Raw genomic sequence first — 19,597 nt, forward strand, 5'->3', positions numbered from 1 at the left:
CGCTACGTTCCGTAACTCTTGATCAGCGATCCCGTGACGAGGCCCCAGCCGTCCACCAGGACGAAGAAGATCAGCTTGAACGGCAGCGCGACCGTCACCGGCGGCAACATCATCATGCCGACGGACATCAGGATCGAGGCCACGACGAGATCGATGATGAGGAATGGCACGAACAGCAGGAAGCCGATTTCAAACGCCCGGCGCAGCTCCGAGATCATGAATGCCGGCACGAGAATCTGGATCTGGATATCTTCCGGCTGCGTCGGGCGGGGCTCCCGCGACATCTCGATGAACAGCATCAGGTCCTTCTCGCGGACATGCTTGAGCATGAACGCCTTGAAGGGCACGACGCCGCGACTATAGGCCTCCTGGGGCTGGATCTGCCCGGCAACCAGCGGCTCGACCGAGACGCGATAGGCTTCGCGCAATGTCGGCGCCATCACGAAGCCGGTGAGGAACAGCGCCAGCCCGACGATCACGGCGTTGGGCGGCGCGGTCTGCGTGCCGATGGCCGAGCGCAGCAGGGACAGCACGACCGCGATCCGCGTGAACGACGTCACCATGATCAGGATAGACGGCGCCAGGGAGAGCACCGTGATGACGGCGATGAGTTGCAGCGCCCGTTCGGCGACGCCCCCACCCTGCCCGAGATCAAGCGAAAGCGTTTGCGCCCGAGCCGGCTCGCAGAGCGCAAGCGCGACCATCGCGCCGGCACAAGCGACGCGGCAACCGCGACGCCATCTCGCATCCGTCAGGGTCAGGATCACGCAAAGCCGCCATCAAAGCCCGACTCAACCGATCGGGCGAGACGACGCTAGGGCGCCCATGTCCGCCAGGGCAACCAAGCCGGCGGCATCAGGATCGTCGCAGCCCGACAATCCTGTTGATCACGCCCGTCCGGTCAGGACTTCGACTTCGGATCACGCCCGAGCAGTCGCGCGAACTCGGCTTCGATCGCATCGACCGAGAACGGATCGATCTGAATGGGCTTCTCCTCCGGCTTCGATTCGGCCTTCGGCTCTTCGGCGGCGGGAACAGAGGACGGCTCAGGCTTTGGCTCGGCCTCGGTCTCTGACTCGGCGATCTCTGCCTCGGCCTCCGTATCGGCCTCGTCCTCACTGACCTCCAGAGCGTCGTCCTCGTCCTTTGCCGAAAGCCTCTCCCCAAGCTCCGCCGGTGTCGGTTCGGGATGCATGACCGGTGCAGGCTCAGGCAGCTTGGCGGCTTCGGGAGGCTCGCGGAAGGGAGCGGGCTTCGGTTCGACGGCGGGCACCGGTGGCGTCACCACGTCCGAGGGCTTGGGCTTCAGGCCCAGGGCCATTTCGAGTTCGGCAGCGACATCCGGCGGCACGCCGACGGGCCGCCCGAAGACCGGCGGAGGGGCAGTCGGAACCGGAGCGAGAACCGGCGCGGCTGCTGCGGGCTTCGGCTCTTCAGGCTTGACCGGCGCAGGCGGCGTCACCGGCAGAACGACGTCCGGAACCGGGGTCGCCGGCGCCTGGGACGACCGGACAGCCGAATGCGGACGCTTCAGCGCCTCCTCGAGCTGACGGGCCATATCGTCAAGCTCATCGGAACTCACGCTTGGCGCGGGAGCCTGATTGCGCCCGAAATTCGGAGCCTGTGAGGCCACAATCGCAGCTCCTGCCGCGAGACCGGCCATGCCAGCCGCTGCAGCGCCTGCCGGTGCCACAGCCGGTTCGACGCGCGAAACAGGCCCAGGGGTACGATGCGGCAGCGGCGGCAGGCTATCCGGCTGCGGGGCGGCCGGCTGCGGCGGCGGAGAGGCGCGACGCGTTTCCTCCTGCAGATCGGCGCGAAGAGCCTCGAAACCGAGCGCCGGGTCGATCGCCAGAGGGCGTTCAAAGACCGGGGCCTCGGCCTGCGCCGGTACCGCAATCCGTCCGCCGCTGCTGCCGCGCACGATATTGGTCTCGACCACCACGTCGGACGCGCCGCCGATCATCACCAGATGCTCGACATTGTCGCGCCGGATCAGCACGAGCTGGCGCTGCCGGTCGAGGTCATGGATATCGACCACCCCGAGGCGCGGTTGCCGGGCGCGGCCACCGCCCTGCCCTCCTATCCTGAGTCGCCCGCCGGTGATGCGCCGCAGCAGGAAGGCGAAGAGCGCCACCAGAATCAGGACGATAGCGAATGCAATGATCCAGCGGAGGCCGGTCGAGAGTTCGAAGCCAAACAACGTCTGCAAGGTTTGCCTCATGTGCGACGGCGACAGCCCTTGGCGGACCGCAATTCCACCCAAGGTTCAACACGTTGGCTATAGCATAACGCCCGCAATTTCGGGAAACAGGGTTAGCACTTGGTTAATTTGGTTCACCGGATTCGTGAATCTTAACGCGAAATTAACCAAGCACCCGGCAATATTTTCCCAGTGGATCGACTGTCAGGACGGAATCGCTCCGCGGCTCCGATCACGGCCATCCACTGAGAAAACGGGACAAACTCCATGTCTGGCAATGCCTTAGGCGCTGGCGGAAACCTGATGCAGGCGTTGAAGACGCGTATGCACTGGCACCAGTCCCGGCAAAAAGTGCTGTCCGAGAATGTCGCCAACGCCGACAGCCCCGGATTCCGCCCGATGGATCTCAAGGCGCCGGCCATCGGCACGGCTTCGTCCGGCGTCTCGCTGGCCCAGACCTCTGCCGGCCATATGGCCCCCTCCGGACAGCGCAATGGATTCGATACCGCCAAGGCACCCCGCTTCGAGGTCACTCCCAACGGCAACGGCGTCAATCTCGAGGACGAGATGATGAAGGTGGCCCAGAACCAGTCCGACTATCAGCTCGCCGCCTCGCTCTACAGCAAGGGCCTCGGACTGATGAAGATCGCGATCGGTAAGGGCCGCTAAGGCAGCGGACGCAGGAGCAGCAGCCTCATGGATCTTCTCAAGAGCATCGCGGTGGCGACATCGGGCCTGCGCAGCCAGTCCGGCCGCATGCGGATCATCGCCGAGAACCTGGCCAACGCCGATTCGGGACCGGATCGCGCCGGCGTCGATCCCTACCGCCGCAAGATTCCGACGTTCCAGCGGCGGGTCGACCGTGAGCTCGAAGCCCAGGTCGTCGATCTCGGCCGCGTCCAGCGTGACCAAAGCGCCTTCCGGACGAAATTCGAGCCCGGCAACCCCGCAGCCGACGCCACCGGCAATGTCAGCATGCCGAACGTGAACTCGCTGGTCGAGACCATGGACATGCGCGAGGCACAGCGCAGCTACGAGGCCAATCTCAACCTGATCTCCTCCACGCGCCGGATGATCCAGCGCACCATCGACATCCTGCGCGTCTGATCGGCGCCAGCGGAACGGAACCTCGCACCATGGCCACATCCAGCTTCGCCGCCGGCGCTTACGCCTCGACGCAGGGTCTCGGCGCCGGCAACCTGATGCGCAAGCCGCTCGGTGCGGCCGCCGGCGCCAGCGCGGGCATGCCGGATTTCTCCTCGCTGATCGGCAAGGCGCTGGAAGCAACCGCCGATGCCGGCCGCAAGAGCGACATCCAGACCGCAAGCGTGGCCGCCGGCCGCTCCGATATCGTCGATGTCGTCACGGCCGTCGCGGAAAGCGAGGCCGCGATCGAAACGCTGGTTGCGGTTCGCGACCGCGTGATTGCAGCGTATGAGGAAATCATGCGGATGCCGGTCTGATTCCCGGCTCGATCAGGACGCAAACCATGACCTCAGGCGCCATCCTCGACGTCGCGCGCGACGGCATCGTCGTCTTCCTCAAGGCCGGCGGCCCGCTGATGATGGTCGCGCTCGGGGTCGGCCTCGCCGTCTCGCTCGTCCAGGCCCTGACGCAGATTCAGGAGCAGACCCTGATCTTCGTCCCCAAGATCGTTGCGGTCTTTGCCGCCATGATGCTGTTTCTGCCGTTCATGGGCGATGCGCTTGCAGGCTATATGGGGCGGGTCGCCGTCCGAATCGCCACGGGCGAATGAACCTTACGCTGCCGCGACCGGCTCTGGGGCTGCCGCAGTGGCGTCCCGAGTGGCGCAGGGGCCCAGCCGGCACGATGCAGATCGCGATCCTGCCCGAGATCGGCGCGCTCTTCGTGCTCGTCTTCGCGCGTGTCGGCACCCTCGTGATGCTGATGCCCGGCATCGGCGAACGCTTCATCTTCTCACGCGCGCGTCTGTCGCTGGCCTTCTTCATCGCATTGATGATCGTCCCCATGGCGCGCACGATCATCACCCCGCCCGGCGACATGCCTGCGCTGGTCGGCCTTCTCATCAGCGAACTCCTGATCGGACTGACCATCGGGCTCAGCGTGCGCCTTGTGATGGCCTGCCTGCAGAGCGCCGGCGCGATCGTGGCCCAGACCATGGGCCTGGGTTTCGCGATGACGGTCGATCCGACCGGAGGCATGCAGAACCCGTCGATCGGCAACTTTCTGACGATGCTCGGCATCACGCTGATCCTGGTCACCGACCTCCATCACGTCGCCATCGCGGCGATTCATGAAAGCTATCGGCTCCTGCCGCCTGGCGGCTTTCCGGATGTCGGAGACATGATGACCCTGGCGATCCGTGCGGCGACGCAGGGCTTCGCCCTCGCCGTTCAGATTTCCGCGCCCTTCATCGTCTTCGGTCTGCTCTTCAATCTCGGGCTCGGCGTGCTGGCGCGGATGATGCCGCAGCTTCAGGTCTTCTTCCTCGCCGTGCCGGCCTCGATCCTCGGCGGCATGCTCGTGCTGCTCGCCGTCGTCGGCGTGATGATGGGCGTCTTCCTCGAGGATCTCGGCAACTTCCTTCGCCAGTTCACCGGCAACTGAGGAGCGGCGATGTCAGAGGACGCCGACAACGAGGACAGGACAGAAGACCCGACCCAGCGAAAGCTGGACCAGGCGATCGAGAAGGGCGACATCGCCCGCTCGCAGGAGATCGGCACCTTCTTCGTCCTTTGCGGTTTCACACTGGCGCTGCTGGTCGGAGCCGGCTGGTCGGCGAGCAGTGCGGCGCTTTCCCTGCGCTCCTTCCTGATGAACGCGCATCAGGTGCCTTCCAGCGGCGAGGCCTTCTTCAACGTCACCAAGCAGGGCGTGATGACGGGCTTCATGGCGCTCGGCCTGCCCTTCGCCTTCATCCTCTGCGCCGGGCTTGCCGGTGCGCTGATCCAGCACAAGCCGCTCTGGACCTTCGAGCCGCTGATGCCGAAATTCAGCCGGATCTCGCTGATGGCTGGGGCCAAGCGGATCTTTGGCAAGGAGGCCTGGGTCAATTTCGCCAAGGGCCTCGCCAAGATCCTGCTGATCGGCACCGCCGTCGGCCTGACGCTCTGGAAGGAGCACGACCGGCTCGAGAGCTTCGCGCAGATGAGTGTCGCCGCGATGCTGCCGGCGACGCTGTCGCTGACGATCAAGCTGATGGCGAGCGTGCTCGCGCTCTTTGCAGTGATCGCGATCGGCGACTTCGTCTATCAGCGCTTCAGCTGGTACCAGCGTCAGCGCATGACCAAGCAGGAGCTCAAGGAGGAGTTCAAGAACTCCGAAGGTAATCCCGAGGTCAAGGCGAAGCTGCGGCAGATCCGCGCGCAGCGGGTCAGGAAACGCATGATGGCCGCGGTGCCCAAGGCGACCGTGATCATCACCAACCCGACCCACTTCGCCGTCGCGCTGCAATACGAGCAGGGCATGGGCGCCCCGCTCTGCCTCGCCAAGGGCGTCGACGCGCTTGCCCTGAAGATCCGCGAGGTCGCGGGGGAGCATCGCGTGCCGATCGTCGAGAACCCGCCGCTGGCCCGCGCGCTCTATGCGACGGTCGATATCGACGAAGAAATTCCTGTCGAACACTATCAGGCCGTCGCCGAAGTCATCGGTTACGTCTTGCGCCTGAAGGGTAGGCGCGCCTAACTCGCAATCTGCGCGACCTGCGCGCTAAGCCCCTCGCTGGCGGCGAGGAGGCGTGAAACGGGACGGACCAGCCGCATGAGCGGAACCACGGCGACAACCGCGATCGATCGCTCCGACAAGCCAGGCCGTATCGGCCTGATCCTGCTTGTCGCCGGCTTGCTCGTCGGAGCCGCGATCGCGCTCGGCTTCATCGCCAATGAATGGGCGCAGCCGCTGATCCTGGGCCTGCTGGCCCTGCTTTCAGTGATCGGTGTCTTCGGCCTCTTTGCCTTTTCTATTGGCCTTGTTCAATTTTCGGGCCGCGCAGCGCGCAATGACCTGACCAAAGCCATCGTCGACAGCGCCGATGACGGCGTCGTCGTCACCGAGGGCGAGAACCGCATCGTCTACGCCAACGAAACCTATCTGGCGCTCGCCGGAGCCCGCGGAGCCAGCGACATCAAGCCGGTCGAACGCCTGTTTACCGGCCGCCCGGAGGTCTCGGAAGCGATCTACCGTTTGGCGACCGCCGCGCGCGAAGGCCGCCGGCTGGCGGAGGAAGTCCGGCTCGAGCCCGCCCTCAACGGTCGCGACACGGTCGGTTGGTATCGAATCCGGGTATCCCCCGTGCGCCGCGAGGGCAAGGCCGCCATGCTCTGGAGCGTCTCGGACGTGACGCCCGAGCGTGAGCGTCAGGAGAACGCCTTCCAGGAACTCCAGCACGCGATCGACTATCTCGATCACGCACCGGCCGGCTTCCTCTCGATCGACGCCGATGGCGAAGTGCCCTATCTCAATGCCACGCTCTCGGGCTGGCTCGACTATGACCTCGCCCGCTTCGGCTCGGGCGGACTGCATCTCGACGACATCGCAACCTCGAACGCGGCTGCCCTGATCCAGGCCATTCGCGGGCAGCCCGGCGATGTCCGCGTCGAGGTCCTCGATGTCGATCTGCGCCGGCGCAATGGCACGACCCTGCCGGTCAGGCTGCATCATCAGGTTGCCTTCGGCAGCGACAGCCGCGCTGGCCCCTCACGCACGCTCGTGCTCAACCGGACGACCGGCGAAGCCGGGTCCGACGGGCGCAGCGATGCCGAAGTGCGCTTTGCCCGCTTCTTCCACTCGACACCGATGGCGATCGCGACTGTCGACCGCAACGGCGCGATCCTGCGCTCCAACGCCGCCTTCACCCGGCTGACGCAGCAGGGCCGCCAGCCCGCGACAATCCAGGATCTCGTCGCGCCCGGCAGCCTCGACGAGGCGCTCGCAGCGACCATGGCCGGCAGCAGCGACATCGCCCCGCTCGATGCCAATCTCTCGGGCGAGGACGGACGTTCGGCCAAACTCTATCTCTCTCCGGTCGCAGCGACCGAGGACAGCGATGGTGAGCGCGCCATCGTCTATGCGCTGGAGACCACCTCCGAGCGCAAGCTCAAGGACAATATCGACCAGGCCCAGAAGATGCAGGCTGTCGGCCAGCTCGCCGGCGGCATCGCGCACGATTTCAACAACGTGCTGCAGGTCATCATCAACGCGTCCGAGTTCCTGCTCGCCAGCCACAAGCCGACCGACCCGTCCTTCCCGGACATCATGCAGATCAAGCAGAACGCCTACCGGGCGGCCTCGCTGGTCCGGCAGCTGCTCGCCTTCTCGCGCCGCCAGACGCTGCGCCCGCAGGTGCTCGAGCTCGGCGACGTGCTCTCCGATCTCTCGTTGATGCTGAAGCGCGTCGTCGCCGACAAGGTCTCGCTCGACATTCGCCAGGGCCGCGACCTCTGGTCGGTCAAGGCCGATCTCGGTCAGCTCGAACAGGTCATCGTCAATCTCGCGGTCAATGCGCGCGATGCCATGCAGGACGGCGGCAAGCTGCAGGTCCGCACGCGCAACGTCGCAGCGGAAGAATGCGCCGGGTTCGGCCATCAGGCCCTGCCCACCGCGGACTATGTCATGCTCGAAGTCGAAGACAGCGGCACCGGCATCCCGGCCGAACATCTCGACAAGATCTTCGAGCCCTTCTTCACCACCAAGGAGGTCGGCAAGGGCACGGGGCTCGGCCTTTCCATGGTCTATGGCATCGTCAAGCAGACCGGTGGCTTCGTCTTCGTCGATTCGACCCTCGGCAAGGGCACGACCTTCCGCATCTTCCTGCCTCGTCACGTGCCGACGGAAGAGGAGATCGCCGCCGACAACGCTGCCAAGGAAGCGCCCAAGAAGGTCGCAGCCGATCATACCGGCGCCGGCGTCATCCTGCTGGTCGAAGACGAGGACGCGGTGCGTGCGCTCAATGCCCGCATGCTGATCTCGCGCGGCTATACCGTGCACGAAGCGGCCTCGGGCGTGGAGGCGCTCGATATCTTCCTCAAGCATGACGGCAAGATCGACCTCGTCGTCTCCGACGTGGTCATGCCCGAGATGGACGGCCCGACCCTGCTTGGCGAGCTACGTCAGCGCAACCCGGCCACCAAGGTCGTCTTCGTCTCCGGCTACGCGGAGGAGGCCTTCCGCAAGAACCTGCCGGAAGGCGAGCAGTTCCACTTCCTGCCCAAGCCTTTCACGATGAAGCAGCTGGTCGAGACAGTGAAGGCCGCGATGAGCTGAGGCGCGAGGCCGCGCAGGTAGCGAGGCGCGGCGTCCACGAACGATGCGGGCAGCGCGATGTCGGACGGGAACTCACGCAGATACCTGATCCTGCTTCTCGCCCAGACCCTGTGTGCGATCGTCGTGCTCGCCAATGTGCGGGGCATTTTCCTCCTGCTGATCGACAATATCGGAACGATCATGACTGCCACTCGCGGCAGCGCGTTGCAGACCGCGCTCGCGGTCCTGATCGGCCAGGCCTGCTACTGGTGGCGCCTGCGTCATGTGACCATCCCCGCCACCTATGGCGGCCTGGTGATCGGCCACTTCGTCTCCTTCGCAGCCCGGATCGGCTTCATCTTCGGCGGCGCTCTGTTCTCGCTCTATTATCTCCGGCACGTCCCGGAGCTCGATCTTGGCTATCTCGATCTGAGCTGGCGCGGGGCGCTCCTCATCGCCGTCATCTTCGCGCTCTACTGCTACACCCTGGAGCTGGAGCGGCTCGGCAACGCGATGCAGATCCGGGCCATGCAAGCGAAGGGCGACAGCCGGGCTTGAACAGCTCTGCAGGGAGGCGATGAATGAGAACAAAAAAAGAACTTGAAGACAGGAACAAACCGTGACCATATTTGCTCACGGCGCACATTGAGAAGTGATCGCGCCCCTGCCATAAGGAGCGCACGTTGTGAATCAGGCAAATCTCCGGCTCGTGGAAGGCTCTTCGATGGACAAGGCTAAGGCGCTCGATGCGGCGCTCTCGCAGATCGAACGGGCTTTCGGCAAGGGCTCGATCATGCGCCTGGGCAAGAACCAGCAGGCGATCGAGATCGAGACCATCTCGACCGGCTCGCTCGGGCTCGATATCGCGCTCGGCGTCGGCGGCCTCCCCAGGGGCCGCGTCATCGAAATCTACGGACCAGAATCCTCCGGCAAGACCACGCTTGCGCTCCACACCATTGCCGAAGCCCAGAAGAAGGGCGGCGTTTGCGCCTTCGTCGATGCCGAGCACGCACTCGATCCGGTCTATGCCCGCAAGCTCGGCGTCAATCTCGACGACCTCCTGATCTCGCAGCCCGATACCGGCGAGCAGGCGCTCGAGATCACCGACACCCTGGTTCGCTCCGGCGCCATCGACGTGCTGGTGGTCGACTCCGTTGCGGCCCTCACGCCCCGCGCCGAGATCGAAGGCGAGATGGGCGATGTCCAGCCCGGCCTCCAGGCGCGCCTGATGAGCCAGGCCTTGCGCAAGCTCACCGCGTCGATCTCGCGCTCGAACTGCATGGTCATCTTCATCAACCAGATCCGCATGAAGATCGGCGTGATGTATGGCTCGCCCGAGACCACGACCGGCGGCAACGCCCTGAAATTCTACGCCTCCGTGCGCCTCGACATTCGCCGCGTCTCGACGCTGAAAGAGCGCGACGAGGCCACCGGCAACCAGGTCCGCGTCAAGGTCGTCAAGAACAAGGTGGCGCCGCCCTTCAAGCAGGTCGAGTTCGACATCATGTTCGGCGAGGGCATCTCGAAGGTTGGCGAACTGATCGACCTCGGCGTCAAGGCCGGGATGGTCGAGAAGGCCGGAGCCTGGTTCTCCTTCGACAGCCAGCGCCTCGGCCAGGGCCGCGAGAACGCCAAATCCTTCCTCAAGGCCAATCCGGACGTTGCGGCGCGCATCGAGGCCACGATCCGGCAGAATTCAGGCCTCGTTGCCGATCGCATCCTCGATGAGGCGACACCGACCGACGATGATCTCGACGAGGGCGACGCCTGAGCCTTATCTCCGCGCCAGCGGCAGGGTATTTTTGGCGGGCGGCCCTTCGGGGCCGCCCGTTTCTTTTATGCGCCAAGGCCTTGTCACGGGAATTCTGGACAGGTGCAAAGCCGCTGACTAGAACCGATCCCAACCAGCAGGCCCGCCCGGCCACCCATCCTGAAGCAGAGTTCGAATTGCGATGAGCGGCGTCAACGAAATCAGGTCCACCTTCCTCGATTATTTCAAGGCGAACGGCCATGAGGTGGTGCCATCGAGCCCGCTCGTGCCACGCAACGACCCGACGCTGATGTTCGCCAATTCAGGCATGGTGCAGTTCAAGAACGTCTTCACCGGACAGGAAAAGCGCTCCTACCAGCGCGCCACGTCGGCGCAGAAATGCGTGCGCGCCGGCGGCAAGCACAATGACCTCGACAATGTCGGCTACACCGCGCGCCACCACACCTTCTTCGAGATGCTGGGGAACTTCTCCTTCGGCGACTACTTCAAGGAGCAGGCGATCACCCACGCTTGGACGCTGGTCACGCGCGAGTTCGGCCTGCCCAAGGAAAAGCTGACCGTCACGGTCTATTCCGAGGATGACGAGGCGCACGCGCTCTGGAAGAAGATCGCCGGACTTTCGGATTCGAAGATCATCCGGATTCCGACCTCGGACAATTTCTGGCGCATGGGCGACACCGGCCCCTGCGGCCCCTGCTCCGAGATCTTCTACGACCATGGCGACCAAATCCCCGGCGGCCCTCCAGGCTCGCCCGATGAGGACGGCGACCGCTTCATCGAGATCTGGAACCTCGTGTTCATGCAGTATGAGGAGGCCGCCGGCGGCATCCGCACCAATCTGCCGCGGCCCTCGATCGACACCGGCATGGGGCTGGAACGTGTCGCCGCCGTGCTTCAAGGCACGCATGACAATTACGAGATCGACCTCTTCGCGACCCTGATCCGCGCCATCGCGGACATGACATCGGTCTCGTCCGACGGACCGATGAAGGCGAGCCATCGTGTCATCGCCGACCACCTGCGCTGCTCTGCCTTCCTGATCGCCGACGGTGTTCTGCCCTCGAATGAAGGCCGCGGCTATGTCCTGCGCCGCATCATGCGTCGCGGCATGCGCCATGCCCAGCTGCTCGGCGCCAAGGAGCCGTTGCTTCACCGGCTCGTGCCGGTCCTGACCCGCGAGATGGGCCAGGCCTATCCCGAACTGCTGCGTGCAGAGGCCCTGATCACCGAGACCTTGAAGCTCGAGGAGACCCGTTTCCGCACCACGCTGGCACGCGGCCTCTCGATTCTCGACGACGCTGCCAAGGATCTCGGCGCCGGCCAGAAGCTGAAGGGCGATGTCGCCTTCACGCTCTACGATACCTATGGCTTCCCGCTCGACCTGACCCAGGATGCGCTCCGCGCCCGCGATATCGGCGTCGATCTCGACGGGTTCGACGCGGCGATGCAGCAGCAGAAGGCGAAGGCGCGCGCCGCCTGGTCCGGCACCGGCGAGGCTGCGACAGAAAAGCTCTGGTTCCCGCTGCGCGACCGCGTCGGCGCCACCGAGTTCCTCGGCTACGACACCGAGACGGCCGAGGGCGTTGTCACCGGACTGATCCGCGACAATGCGGAAGTCGAGAGCCTGAAGGCCGGCGACACCGGTTTCGTCGTGCTCAACCAGACCCCGTTCTATGGCGAGTCCGGCGGCCAGGTTGGCGATACCGGCACAATCACCGGGGCGGGCTTCGCCGCACAAGTTTCGGATGTGCAGAAGAAGCTCGGCGACATCTTCGCCCACGCGGTCAAGGTCACTTCGGGCGAAATCAAGCTCGGCACACCGGCTGAGCTTACAGTCGATCATGCGCGCCGGAGCACGATTCGCGCCAACCACTCCGCGACCCACCTGCTGCATGAGGCGCTCCGGCTCGTCCTTGGCGATCATGTCGCCCAGAAGGGCTCGCTGGTCTCGCCTGAGCGGCTCCGTTTCGATTTCTCGCACCCCAAGCCGATCTCCGAGGCGGAGCTGGCCCAGGTCGAGGATATCGCCAACGCAGCCGTGCTGCGGAACGAGCCGGTGGCGACCCACCTGATGAGCGTCGACGAAGCCATCGCTTCGGGGGCCCGCGCCTTGTTCGGTGAAAAATACGGCGATGAGGTCCGTGTCGTCTCGATGGGGACGACCGAGGCCGGCAAGGCCTTCTCGGTCGAGCTCTGCGGCGGCACCCATGTTTCGCGCACCGGCGATATCGGCATCGTCAGCATCGCCGGCGAAAGCGCGGTGGCAGCTGGCGTGCGCCGTCTCGAGGCGGTGACCGGCACGGAAGCCCGGCGTCAGCTCAACACCGATGCCAGGCGTCTGCGCGACCTCGCCAGCCTGCTCAAGGTCCCCGCGGCCGAAGCCGAGGCACGGCTCGCCGCCCTGGTCGAGGAGCGCCGCAAACTGGACCGCGAACTCACCGAGGCGCGCAAGAAGCTCGCCATGGGCGGCGGCGGCAGCGCCGAGGATCCGATCCTCGAGATTTCCGGCGCCAAGCTCCTGGCCCGCGCCGTCACCGGCGTCGAGATGAAGGATCTGAAGAGCCTCGCCGACGAAGCCAAGTCTCGCGTCGGCTCGGGCGTCGTCGCCATTGTCGGCGTCGCGGAGGACGGCAAGGCCGGCGTCGTCGTCGGTGTTACCGAGGATCTGACCTCGCGCTTCGACGCGGTGGCGCTGGTGCGCGCCGCCTCCGAGCAGCTCGGCGGCAAGGGCGGTGGCGGGCGCCGCGACATGGCGCAGGCCGGTGGCCCGGACGGCTCCAAGGCGCAGGCTGCGCTCGACGCCGTCGCAGCCGCGATGAGCTGACCGGGTTCGGACGACGGAGAAGACGGGGTGCAGTATCGTCTCGCCGCCACCATTGCTCTTGCCCTGGTGGCAGCGAGCGCCTCAGGCTTTGCCCAGCAGGTGCGCCCCCGCCCCGCCGCACCGGCCCAGCCCGTCCAGCCAACCCTGTCGGCCTCGCGTAGCGCGATGGCCGGCTCCATGTTGACGGTGTTCGCCAGCAAGGCGCCGGCACAATCACAGCTCGCCATCGCGCGCCCCAGCGATCCTGCTGAAGCGGCCATCGTCTCGGTCATTCTCGGCGCCGTGTCCGCAACCGCGATCACGACGCCCGGCGAGCCCGGCAGCTATGAACTCCGCCTCGTTCGCCAGGATTCCGGCAAGCCCGAGATCCTGGCCAGGCAGCCCCTGGCAACCACATCCCCTTCGGCGACCTTGTCGGCGCCGGACCGCGCCAAGGCCAAGACAAGCATCCCGGTTCGCGGGATCGGTCCCAATGGCGAGCGCGATCGCGTCGTCATCACGGCGCCTGATGCAGCCGTGGACGCGGCAGGCCCATCCTTCTATCCGGCAGAGAATGTCGAAGCGCTGCTGGAAGCACCGGACAAGCCGGGCAGCTATGAACTTCGCTATGTCATGAACGCACCGCTGAGCGGCCAGCGTATCCTCGCTCGCCGCCCCCTCACGATCGAGTAGCGATCATCCCGGCCGCGTGCCCAGGCATCGCGATCGGCGTTCTCAAGGCGAGCGATAGCGCGGAGCTCTCCGAGACGGCTCCGCAGTGAGTTTGCTGGTCATCCCGCAGAGCCCGCCCAACCGAGCGACCAGGTTCCCTTCGTCGAGGACGGATGTCGGCCGCAGCACGTGCGGATCACCCCGCTGACGTTACGCCAGCGGCTGACCTGGTCTGCACGGCACGACACGCTGTGTCGTCGCATGCACCTTGGCCTCGACAGCAAAAAGCGCCCGGATCGGGATCCGGGCGCTTCAACTCATTCACTCAGGATCGCAGAGCTCAGGCAGACATCGCCTTGCGCATGTTCTCGCTGACCTTCTCGAGGAAGCCGGTGGTCGAGAGGAACTTCTGGTCGGGACCGACCAGCAGCGCCAGATCCTTGGTCATGTCGCCAGCCTCGACAGTGTCGACCGTGACCTTCTCGAGCAGCGTCGCGAACTTGGCGAGTTCGGCATTGTTGTCGAGCTTGGCGCGGTGGCTGAGGCCACGCGTCCAGGCAAAGATCGAGGCGATCGAGTTGGTCGAGGTCTCCCTGCCCTTCTGATGCTCGCGATAATGGCGCGTCACCGTGCCGTGCGCGGCTTCAGCCTCGACGGTCTTGCCATCCGGCGTCATCAGCACCGAGGTCATCAGGCCGAGCGAACCAAAACCCTGGGCCACGGTGTCGGACTGCACGTCGCCATCGTAGTTCTTGCAGGCCCAGACATAGCCGCCCGACCACTTCATCGCCGAAGCGACCATGTCGTCGATCAGACGGTGCTCATAGGTGATTCCGAGCTTGTCGAATTCGGCCTTGAACTCGGCCTGGTAGATCTCCTCGAAGATATCCTTGAAGCGGCCGTCATAGGTCTTGAGGATGGTGTTCTTGGTCGAGAGATAGACCGGGTACTTGCGGATCAGGCCGTAGTTCAGCGAAGCGCGTGCGAAATCCCTGATCGAATCGTCGAGATTGTACATCGCCATGGCGACGCCGGCGTCCGGAGCCTTGAAGACCTCCTTCTCGATCACGGCGCCATCATCTCCGACGAACTTGATCGAGAGCGTGCCCTTGCCGGGGAACTTGAAATCGGTGGCGCGGTACTGGTCGCCATAGGCGTGGCGGCCGATGACGATCGGCTGCGTCCAGCCCGGCACGAGGCGCGGCACGTTCTTGCAGATGATCGGCTCGCGGAAGATCACGCCGCCGAGAATGTTGCGGATCGTGCCATTCGGCGACTTCCACATCTGCTTGAGATTGAACTCCTTCACCCGGCCCTCGTCCGGGGTGATGGTGGCGCACTTCACCGCGACGCCATGCTTCTTGGTGGCGTTGGCGGCATCGATCGTGACCTGGTCATTGGTCGCGTCGCGGTTCTCGACGGACAGGTCGTAATAATCCAGCTCGAGGTCGAGATAGGGGAAGATCAGCGTGTCTTTGATCTTCTGCCAGATGATGCGGGTCATCTCGTCGCCGTCCATGTCGACGACGGGATTGGCGACCTTGATCTTGCTCATGTGATTTCGACCCCTGCTGCTGGCCAGTCTGGAACGTTTCCGGGCTGCCATAGCTCCGCAGCCCGCCCGCGCGCTTCCTAGCGGGTTACGTGCCACTGGGGAAGCACGGCTTTTGGCCGAGTTGCCCAAGCCTCATGCCGCACTGCCTTCATGCTGCACTGCCGCAAAAACTGCACCTTCCCGTTCTAACTTCGATTTGAGATCGCCGCCGAGGAAGAATGCCGACTTTGTATCACCATCGCTGCAGTATTCGTGCTGGCCGGTCCATCGGGGCTCGGGCCGGCATCGTTGCCCTCCTGCTCGTCACGGGCTGGGCGGCGAAGGCCAATGACGACGGTGCCTACAGCCCGCGCTTCCCCATTCCCAAACCTATCCTCACCCACGAAGTGCCTGACGACGCGGTCGAACCACAGGCTCAAGAGGCGCAGGACGATCTGGACGCCGTGCCGTTCGATCCGGCTCTGAGCGCGCGCGCAAACTGGCCCGCCACGCCGAAGGCCAACCGGCAGTTGCCTAGGGAAATCCCGCTCAGCGTCATTCGCCAGGGCTTTTCGACACGTGGCCCGACAGGGTCTGCGCCCGAACGGAGCGTCGGCCTCCAGCTCGGCGCCGACACGTTCTCGATCTCGACCAAGCTGATCGCACCGCCCGGGCACGAGCAGGTCGGCGACGCACGCATCGACTGGAAATTGGCCCGGCCTGTCGCCAACAAGGGGCCCGGCTTCATCTGGACGATCTCGACGGGAGGCGGCAGCAGCACGGCGGGAAAACCCGAGCAGAACGCCAGTCTGCTGGTCGGGTTCCGCCACCAGCTCTTTCAGTACCTGACCATGAGCTCGCAGCTCTCCATGGCCGGCAGCTACGTCTTCGCTCCCGATGGTGGCCCGCACTCGACGCTTGTGCCGGAGGTCAAGTTGAGCGCCGATCTCGCAGCTCTGGCGAATCTCTCCTGGGAGGCCTCGCTCGATCTGGCGCTGGCACGTCAGATGCCGCTCGTCGCGAGCCAGTACGAGACGCGCGGCACCGCCCTGCTGCGCCTGAAATACAGCCTCGAATGAAGGGACCCTGCTCTGCCTTTGCCGGCCTTCCGTGATCGCCCCGGTCGCTCTAGCCTTTAGGCATGACAGATACTCCCGTTCCCAAATTCGCTCTCGTAACCGGCGGCACACGCGGCATCGGCGCAGGCGCTGCGCTTGCGCTCGCCCAGTCCGGCTACGAGGTCATCGCCACCGGCCTCACCGATGATGAGGTCGCGGCGTCCCCGCCTCACCCCACGATCCGTCACGCCAAGCTCGATGTGACCAGGGATGATCAGGTCGCGGCCATCGTCGCGCTCTGCCCCCGTATCGATGCGCTGGTGAACTGCGCCGGGATGATCCAGCGCGGCGGCAAGGAATTCGAGATCGAAGCCTTTCGCCTGACGATCGAGGTCAACCTCACCGGTTCGATGCGGATGTGCGTGGCGGCCAAGGACAAGCTCGCCGCCAATGGCGGGGCGATCGTCAACATCGCCTCCATGCTGACTTTCCACGGCTCGCCCTTCGCCCCGGGCTACTCCGCATCGAAGGGCGGCATCGGCCAGCTCACCAAGTCGCTCGCGGCCGCCTGGGCACCTGAAGGCATCCGCGTCAACGCCGTCGCTCCCGGCTGGATCGCGACCGAGTTGACCAGGCCCCTGGTCGAGGATGCTGCCCGTTCGGCGCCGATCCTGGCGCGTACACCACAGGGTCGCTGGGGCGAACCCAGCGATGTCGGCGGCGCCATCGCCTTCCTGCTCTCGGATGCGGCCAAGTTCGTGACAGGTGCCATCCTGCCCGTCGATGGCGGGTATCTCGCCATCTGACGCCATCCACATCAACACCAAAAACGCCAAACACGGCAACGGCATGCAACCGCTTCCGGAATCACTCCGGCAACGACTTGAATCAAGATCTCAGGCAGGAAACGCCATGACCAACCCGAACCCCATGCCAGTCGAGGCGAGCGCCGAGGACCGCTGGACGCCCTATCGCCACCCTCAGCCGAAGGATTCCCCACCCGAACTGATCGTGCCCAATGTCATTCCAACCGACGAGCGGGTCTGGGTGCCGGTCGATGACAATGTCTGGTTCCGTCCGCTGCTCTTCTGCGTGACGCGCGGATACTGGATGAACCTCCTGAAGGTACGCCGCGCCGGCGTGCTCTCGCGCCACCGCCACCCCCTGCCCGTGCACGGCTATGTCCTCAAGGGAAAGTGGCGCTACCTGGAGCACGACTGGGTGGCGACCGAAGGGTCCTATGTCTACGAGGCGCCGGGCGAGACCCATACGCTCGTCGTCGACCCTGACGTCGAAGAGATGATCACCATGTTCCAGGTCAATGGCGCGATGATCTATGTCGATCCCGACGGCAAGTGCCTGGGCTATGACGACGTCTTCACCCGCCTCGACAAATGCCGCGCGCATTACGCGGGCAACGGGCTCGGAGCGGATTACGCGGACCAGTTCATTCGCTGACGACCAGTTTCCGTGCCGGATCGACACGCGTCGGTTCGGCAGCACGGACGAATCCTAAACGGTCTCTCGGCTAGTTCCGGTCAAACCGACCGAAGCCTATGCCACCTCTGGAGAACCGTTCATGCGCGCCGTCCTCGCCCTGCTGATGTGGATGTCGGCGGCCGGCCTCCCCTCGCCAGCCGACGCGCAATCGGACTTCTATACGGCGACGTCTGCCGAGATCGCCGGAGGGCGCCCCGGAACGCTGATCCGGACCGAGATTCTGAACGGAACGCCCGAGGGCGCCAGCGCCTACCGGATGCTCTATCGCTCGGTCGGCCTCGACGGGCGGCCGATCGCCGTGTCCGGTGTTGCGATCGTCCCGCCCGGCCCCGGTCCGGCCGAGGGACGCCCCGTCGTCGCCTGGGCGCACCCGACGACCGGGGTCCAGCCGCAATGCGGACCGTCGCGCTCCGGCGGTATCTTCCAATCCATTCAGGGCCTGCGTCCGATGCTCGCGCGTGGCTACATCGTCACGGCGACGGACTATCCGGGCCTGGGCGCACCGGGGGTCCATCCTTATCTGGTCGGCGCCAGCGCGGCCCGCTCCGTAATCGACTCGGTGCGCGCGACCGGCCAGCTCCCCAATGCCTCCGCCGGGCGGCGCTTCACCGTCTGGGGCCACTCCCAGGGTGGGCACGCGGCGCTGTTCACCGGCATCCTGGCGAAGCGCCTGGCGCCCGAACTCGACCTCGTCGGTGTCGCCGCCGCAGCGCCTGCGACCGAACTCGCCACATTGCTGTCCGACGACATCGACACGGATGGCGGCCGGAACCTGACGGCAATGACCCTGTGGTCCTGGACGCGTGTCTACAAGGCGCCCCTGAACAAGATCGTGAGTTCGGGCGCGATTCCGGTGGTCGATCAGTTGGCCGCAGATTGCCTGGAGAGCCTGACGGACATCTTCAGCAGGCTGCGCCCGACCAAGGCGCTGGAGCGCCGCTTCCTCGTCGACAACGCCTTTGCTGAGCAGCAGCCTTGGCGCGCGCTTCTCAGCCGCAATACCCCCGGTCTCCTCCCGCGCAGCGTCCCGGTCTATATCGCGCAGGGCACGAGCGACACGCTCGTCCGGCCCCAGGTGACACGCGACTACGCAGACAAGCTTTGTCGCGCCGGCAGCGCGGTGCAATTCGATGCGTTGCCGGGCGTCGGCCATCTCCTGGCTGCGCGAGACAGCGCCGACGCGGCGATCGCCTGGATGGATCAGCGCTTCAAGGGCGTGACGCCGCCGAGCGTTTGCGCCCTGTCGCAGTAAGGGTCTCGCTGCAACCGCTCGGTCCTGATCGGACCGGCGGCAGGTTCGAAGGCCATTGCATCGGCCGGAAAAGTGGATTGCGGCTTTCGGGAAGGCCGATGCAAACACAAAGGGTTAGATCATCGGACCGGATACGATTTCTGGTCCGAGGATCTAACGCCCGAGCTTGGCGAGCTCGACCGCCGCCCGCAGCTCGATATGAGCCAGCACATCGTCGAGGCGCGGATCATCGGTGGTCTCGCGCCGCAACGAGAGCGTCGTCTTGAGGCGTTCCAGCTCGGCGATCTGGACGCGGCCGGAGAGGAGCGCAGCCTTCAGCCTGTCGAGCCCGTCGAGCAGGTCATGCCCGCGCCGTGCCTGACGCTTCTTGCGCTCCTGCGCATCGCCTTCGGCCTGGACCGCGAGCAGGAGATCGAGCGACCCCGCATTGCTGACCGTGCTGCCCTGTGCCGCCGTCGCGGATTCGCGGCCGGGCAAAGAGAACGACGCCGCGCCGGCCCGCCGGGTCTGGCTGGCCGAGCCTGCCCCGATAACGGGCGTGCGCGGGTCGATACGGATCATGACGGCCTCGGTTGACGATGC

Annotated in this window: 19 protein-coding genes; 15 read left to right on the top strand and 4 right to left on the bottom strand. The window is 65.4% G+C overall.

Going from position 1 to position 19,597, the window contains the following annotated elements:
• Positions 1-2: 2 nt before the first annotated feature.
• On the bottom strand, positions 3-704 hold the full coding sequence (fliP, locus tag AC1DGP_RS16145; protein ID WP_476769140.1) for a flagellar type III secretion system pore protein FliP: 702 nt from the start codon (positions 702-704) through the stop codon (positions 3-5).
• Positions 705-901: 197 nt separating this feature from the next.
• Positions 902-2,212, bottom strand: a complete 1,311-nt coding sequence (locus AC1DGP_RS16150) for a hypothetical protein (protein ID WP_476775883.1) — start codon at positions 2,210-2,212, stop codon at positions 902-904.
• A gap of 258 nt (positions 2,213-2,470) precedes the next feature.
• Between AC1DGP_RS16150 and flgB the strand changes: the two genes are divergently transcribed.
• From flgB to AC1DGP_RS16205, 11 genes are all read left to right on the top strand, one after another.
• The gene (gene flgB / locus AC1DGP_RS16155; protein WP_476775882.1) at positions 2,471-2,872 is read left to right on the top strand and encodes a flagellar basal body rod protein FlgB; all 402 of its coding nucleotides are present in this window, start codon (positions 2,471-2,473) and stop codon (positions 2,870-2,872) included.
• Between the two features lie 27 nt (positions 2,873-2,899).
• Positions 2,900-3,310: a flagellar basal body rod protein FlgC gene (flgC, locus tag AC1DGP_RS16160; protein WP_043237671.1), complete on the top strand. Its 411-nt coding sequence runs from the start codon at positions 2,900-2,902 to the stop codon at positions 3,308-3,310.
• A 29-nt stretch (positions 3,311-3,339) separates the two neighbouring features.
• Complete coding sequence (fliE, locus tag AC1DGP_RS16165) at positions 3,340-3,666, top strand: flagellar hook-basal body complex protein FliE (protein WP_441506233.1); 327 nt, start codon at positions 3,340-3,342, stop codon at positions 3,664-3,666.
• 26 nt (positions 3,667-3,692) lie between these two features.
• Positions 3,693-3,959 (top strand): flagellar biosynthesis protein FliQ, encoded by a 267-nt coding sequence (gene fliQ, locus AC1DGP_RS16170; protein ID WP_069879968.1) that lies wholly within the window; start codon positions 3,693-3,695, stop codon positions 3,957-3,959.
• 74 nt (positions 3,960-4,033) lie between these two features.
• Positions 4,034-4,792 carry a flagellar biosynthetic protein FliR gene (gene fliR, locus AC1DGP_RS16175; protein WP_069882615.1) on the top strand — a complete coding sequence of 253 codons (759 nt, stop codon included), beginning with the start codon at positions 4,034-4,036 and terminating at the stop codon, positions 4,790-4,792.
• A 9-nt stretch (positions 4,793-4,801) separates the two neighbouring features.
• Positions 4,802-5,869, top strand: coding sequence for a flagellar biosynthesis protein FlhB (flhB, locus tag AC1DGP_RS16180; RefSeq protein ID WP_441491496.1), 1,068 nt, complete (start codon positions 4,802-4,804; stop codon positions 5,867-5,869).
• 75 nt (positions 5,870-5,944) lie between these two features.
• A complete protein-coding gene (gene cckA, locus AC1DGP_RS16185) occupies positions 5,945-8,446 on the top strand; it encodes a cell cycle histidine kinase CckA (protein ID WP_441491497.1) in 2,502 nt (833 codons plus the stop codon).
• A gap of 57 nt (positions 8,447-8,503) precedes the next feature.
• On the top strand, positions 8,504-8,983 hold the full coding sequence (locus tag AC1DGP_RS16190; protein WP_441491498.1) for a hypothetical protein: 480 nt from the start codon (positions 8,504-8,506) through the stop codon (positions 8,981-8,983).
• A gap of 166 nt (positions 8,984-9,149) precedes the next feature.
• On the top strand, positions 9,150-10,196 hold the full coding sequence (recA, locus tag AC1DGP_RS16195) for a recombinase RecA (RefSeq protein ID WP_113514031.1): 1,047 nt from the start codon (positions 9,150-9,152) through the stop codon (positions 10,194-10,196).
• 181 nt (positions 10,197-10,377) lie between these two features.
• Positions 10,378-13,020 (top strand): alanine--tRNA ligase, encoded by a 2,643-nt coding sequence (gene alaS, locus AC1DGP_RS16200; protein WP_476832311.1) that lies wholly within the window; start codon positions 10,378-10,380, stop codon positions 13,018-13,020.
• A 27-nt stretch (positions 13,021-13,047) separates the two neighbouring features.
• Positions 13,048-13,692 (top strand): hypothetical protein, encoded by a 645-nt coding sequence (locus AC1DGP_RS16205; protein WP_476769136.1) that lies wholly within the window; start codon positions 13,048-13,050, stop codon positions 13,690-13,692.
• A gap of 319 nt (positions 13,693-14,011) precedes the next feature.
• Here AC1DGP_RS16205 and AC1DGP_RS16210 read toward each other — a convergent pair whose 3' ends face one another.
• Positions 14,012-15,226 (bottom strand): NADP-dependent isocitrate dehydrogenase, encoded by a 1,215-nt coding sequence (locus tag AC1DGP_RS16210; RefSeq protein WP_441491501.1) that lies wholly within the window; start codon positions 15,224-15,226, stop codon positions 14,012-14,014.
• 218 nt (positions 15,227-15,444) lie between these two features.
• Between AC1DGP_RS16210 and AC1DGP_RS16215 the strand changes: the two genes are divergently transcribed.
• The 4 genes from AC1DGP_RS16215 (at position 15,445) to AC1DGP_RS16230 (ending at position 19,015) form a co-directional block, all read left to right on the top strand.
• Complete coding sequence (locus tag AC1DGP_RS16215; protein WP_476775879.1) at positions 15,445-16,284, top strand: hypothetical protein; 840 nt, start codon at positions 15,445-15,447, stop codon at positions 16,282-16,284.
• A gap of 62 nt (positions 16,285-16,346) precedes the next feature.
• The gene (locus tag AC1DGP_RS16220; protein WP_476775878.1) at positions 16,347-17,069 is read left to right on the top strand and encodes an SDR family NAD(P)-dependent oxidoreductase; all 723 of its coding nucleotides are present in this window, start codon (positions 16,347-16,349) and stop codon (positions 17,067-17,069) included.
• 106 nt (positions 17,070-17,175) lie between these two features.
• Positions 17,176-17,721: a 2,4'-dihydroxyacetophenone dioxygenase family protein gene (locus tag AC1DGP_RS16225; RefSeq protein WP_441491504.1), complete on the top strand. Its 546-nt coding sequence runs from the start codon at positions 17,176-17,178 to the stop codon at positions 17,719-17,721.
• A 121-nt stretch (positions 17,722-17,842) separates the two neighbouring features.
• Entirely contained in the window at positions 17,843-19,015 is a 1,173-nt protein-coding gene (locus AC1DGP_RS16230; RefSeq protein ID WP_476769133.1) for an alpha/beta fold hydrolase, read from the top strand.
• A 153-nt stretch (positions 19,016-19,168) separates the two neighbouring features.
• Here the strand turns inward: AC1DGP_RS16230 and AC1DGP_RS16235 are convergent, their stop codons facing one another.
• Complete coding sequence (locus AC1DGP_RS16235) at positions 19,169-19,576, bottom strand: flagellar assembly protein FliX (RefSeq protein ID WP_441491506.1); 408 nt, start codon at positions 19,574-19,576, stop codon at positions 19,169-19,171.
• Positions 19,577-19,597: the final 21 nt, after the last annotated feature.

The sequence above is a fragment of the Allobosea sp. 05T433 genome, assembly GCF_056396065.1.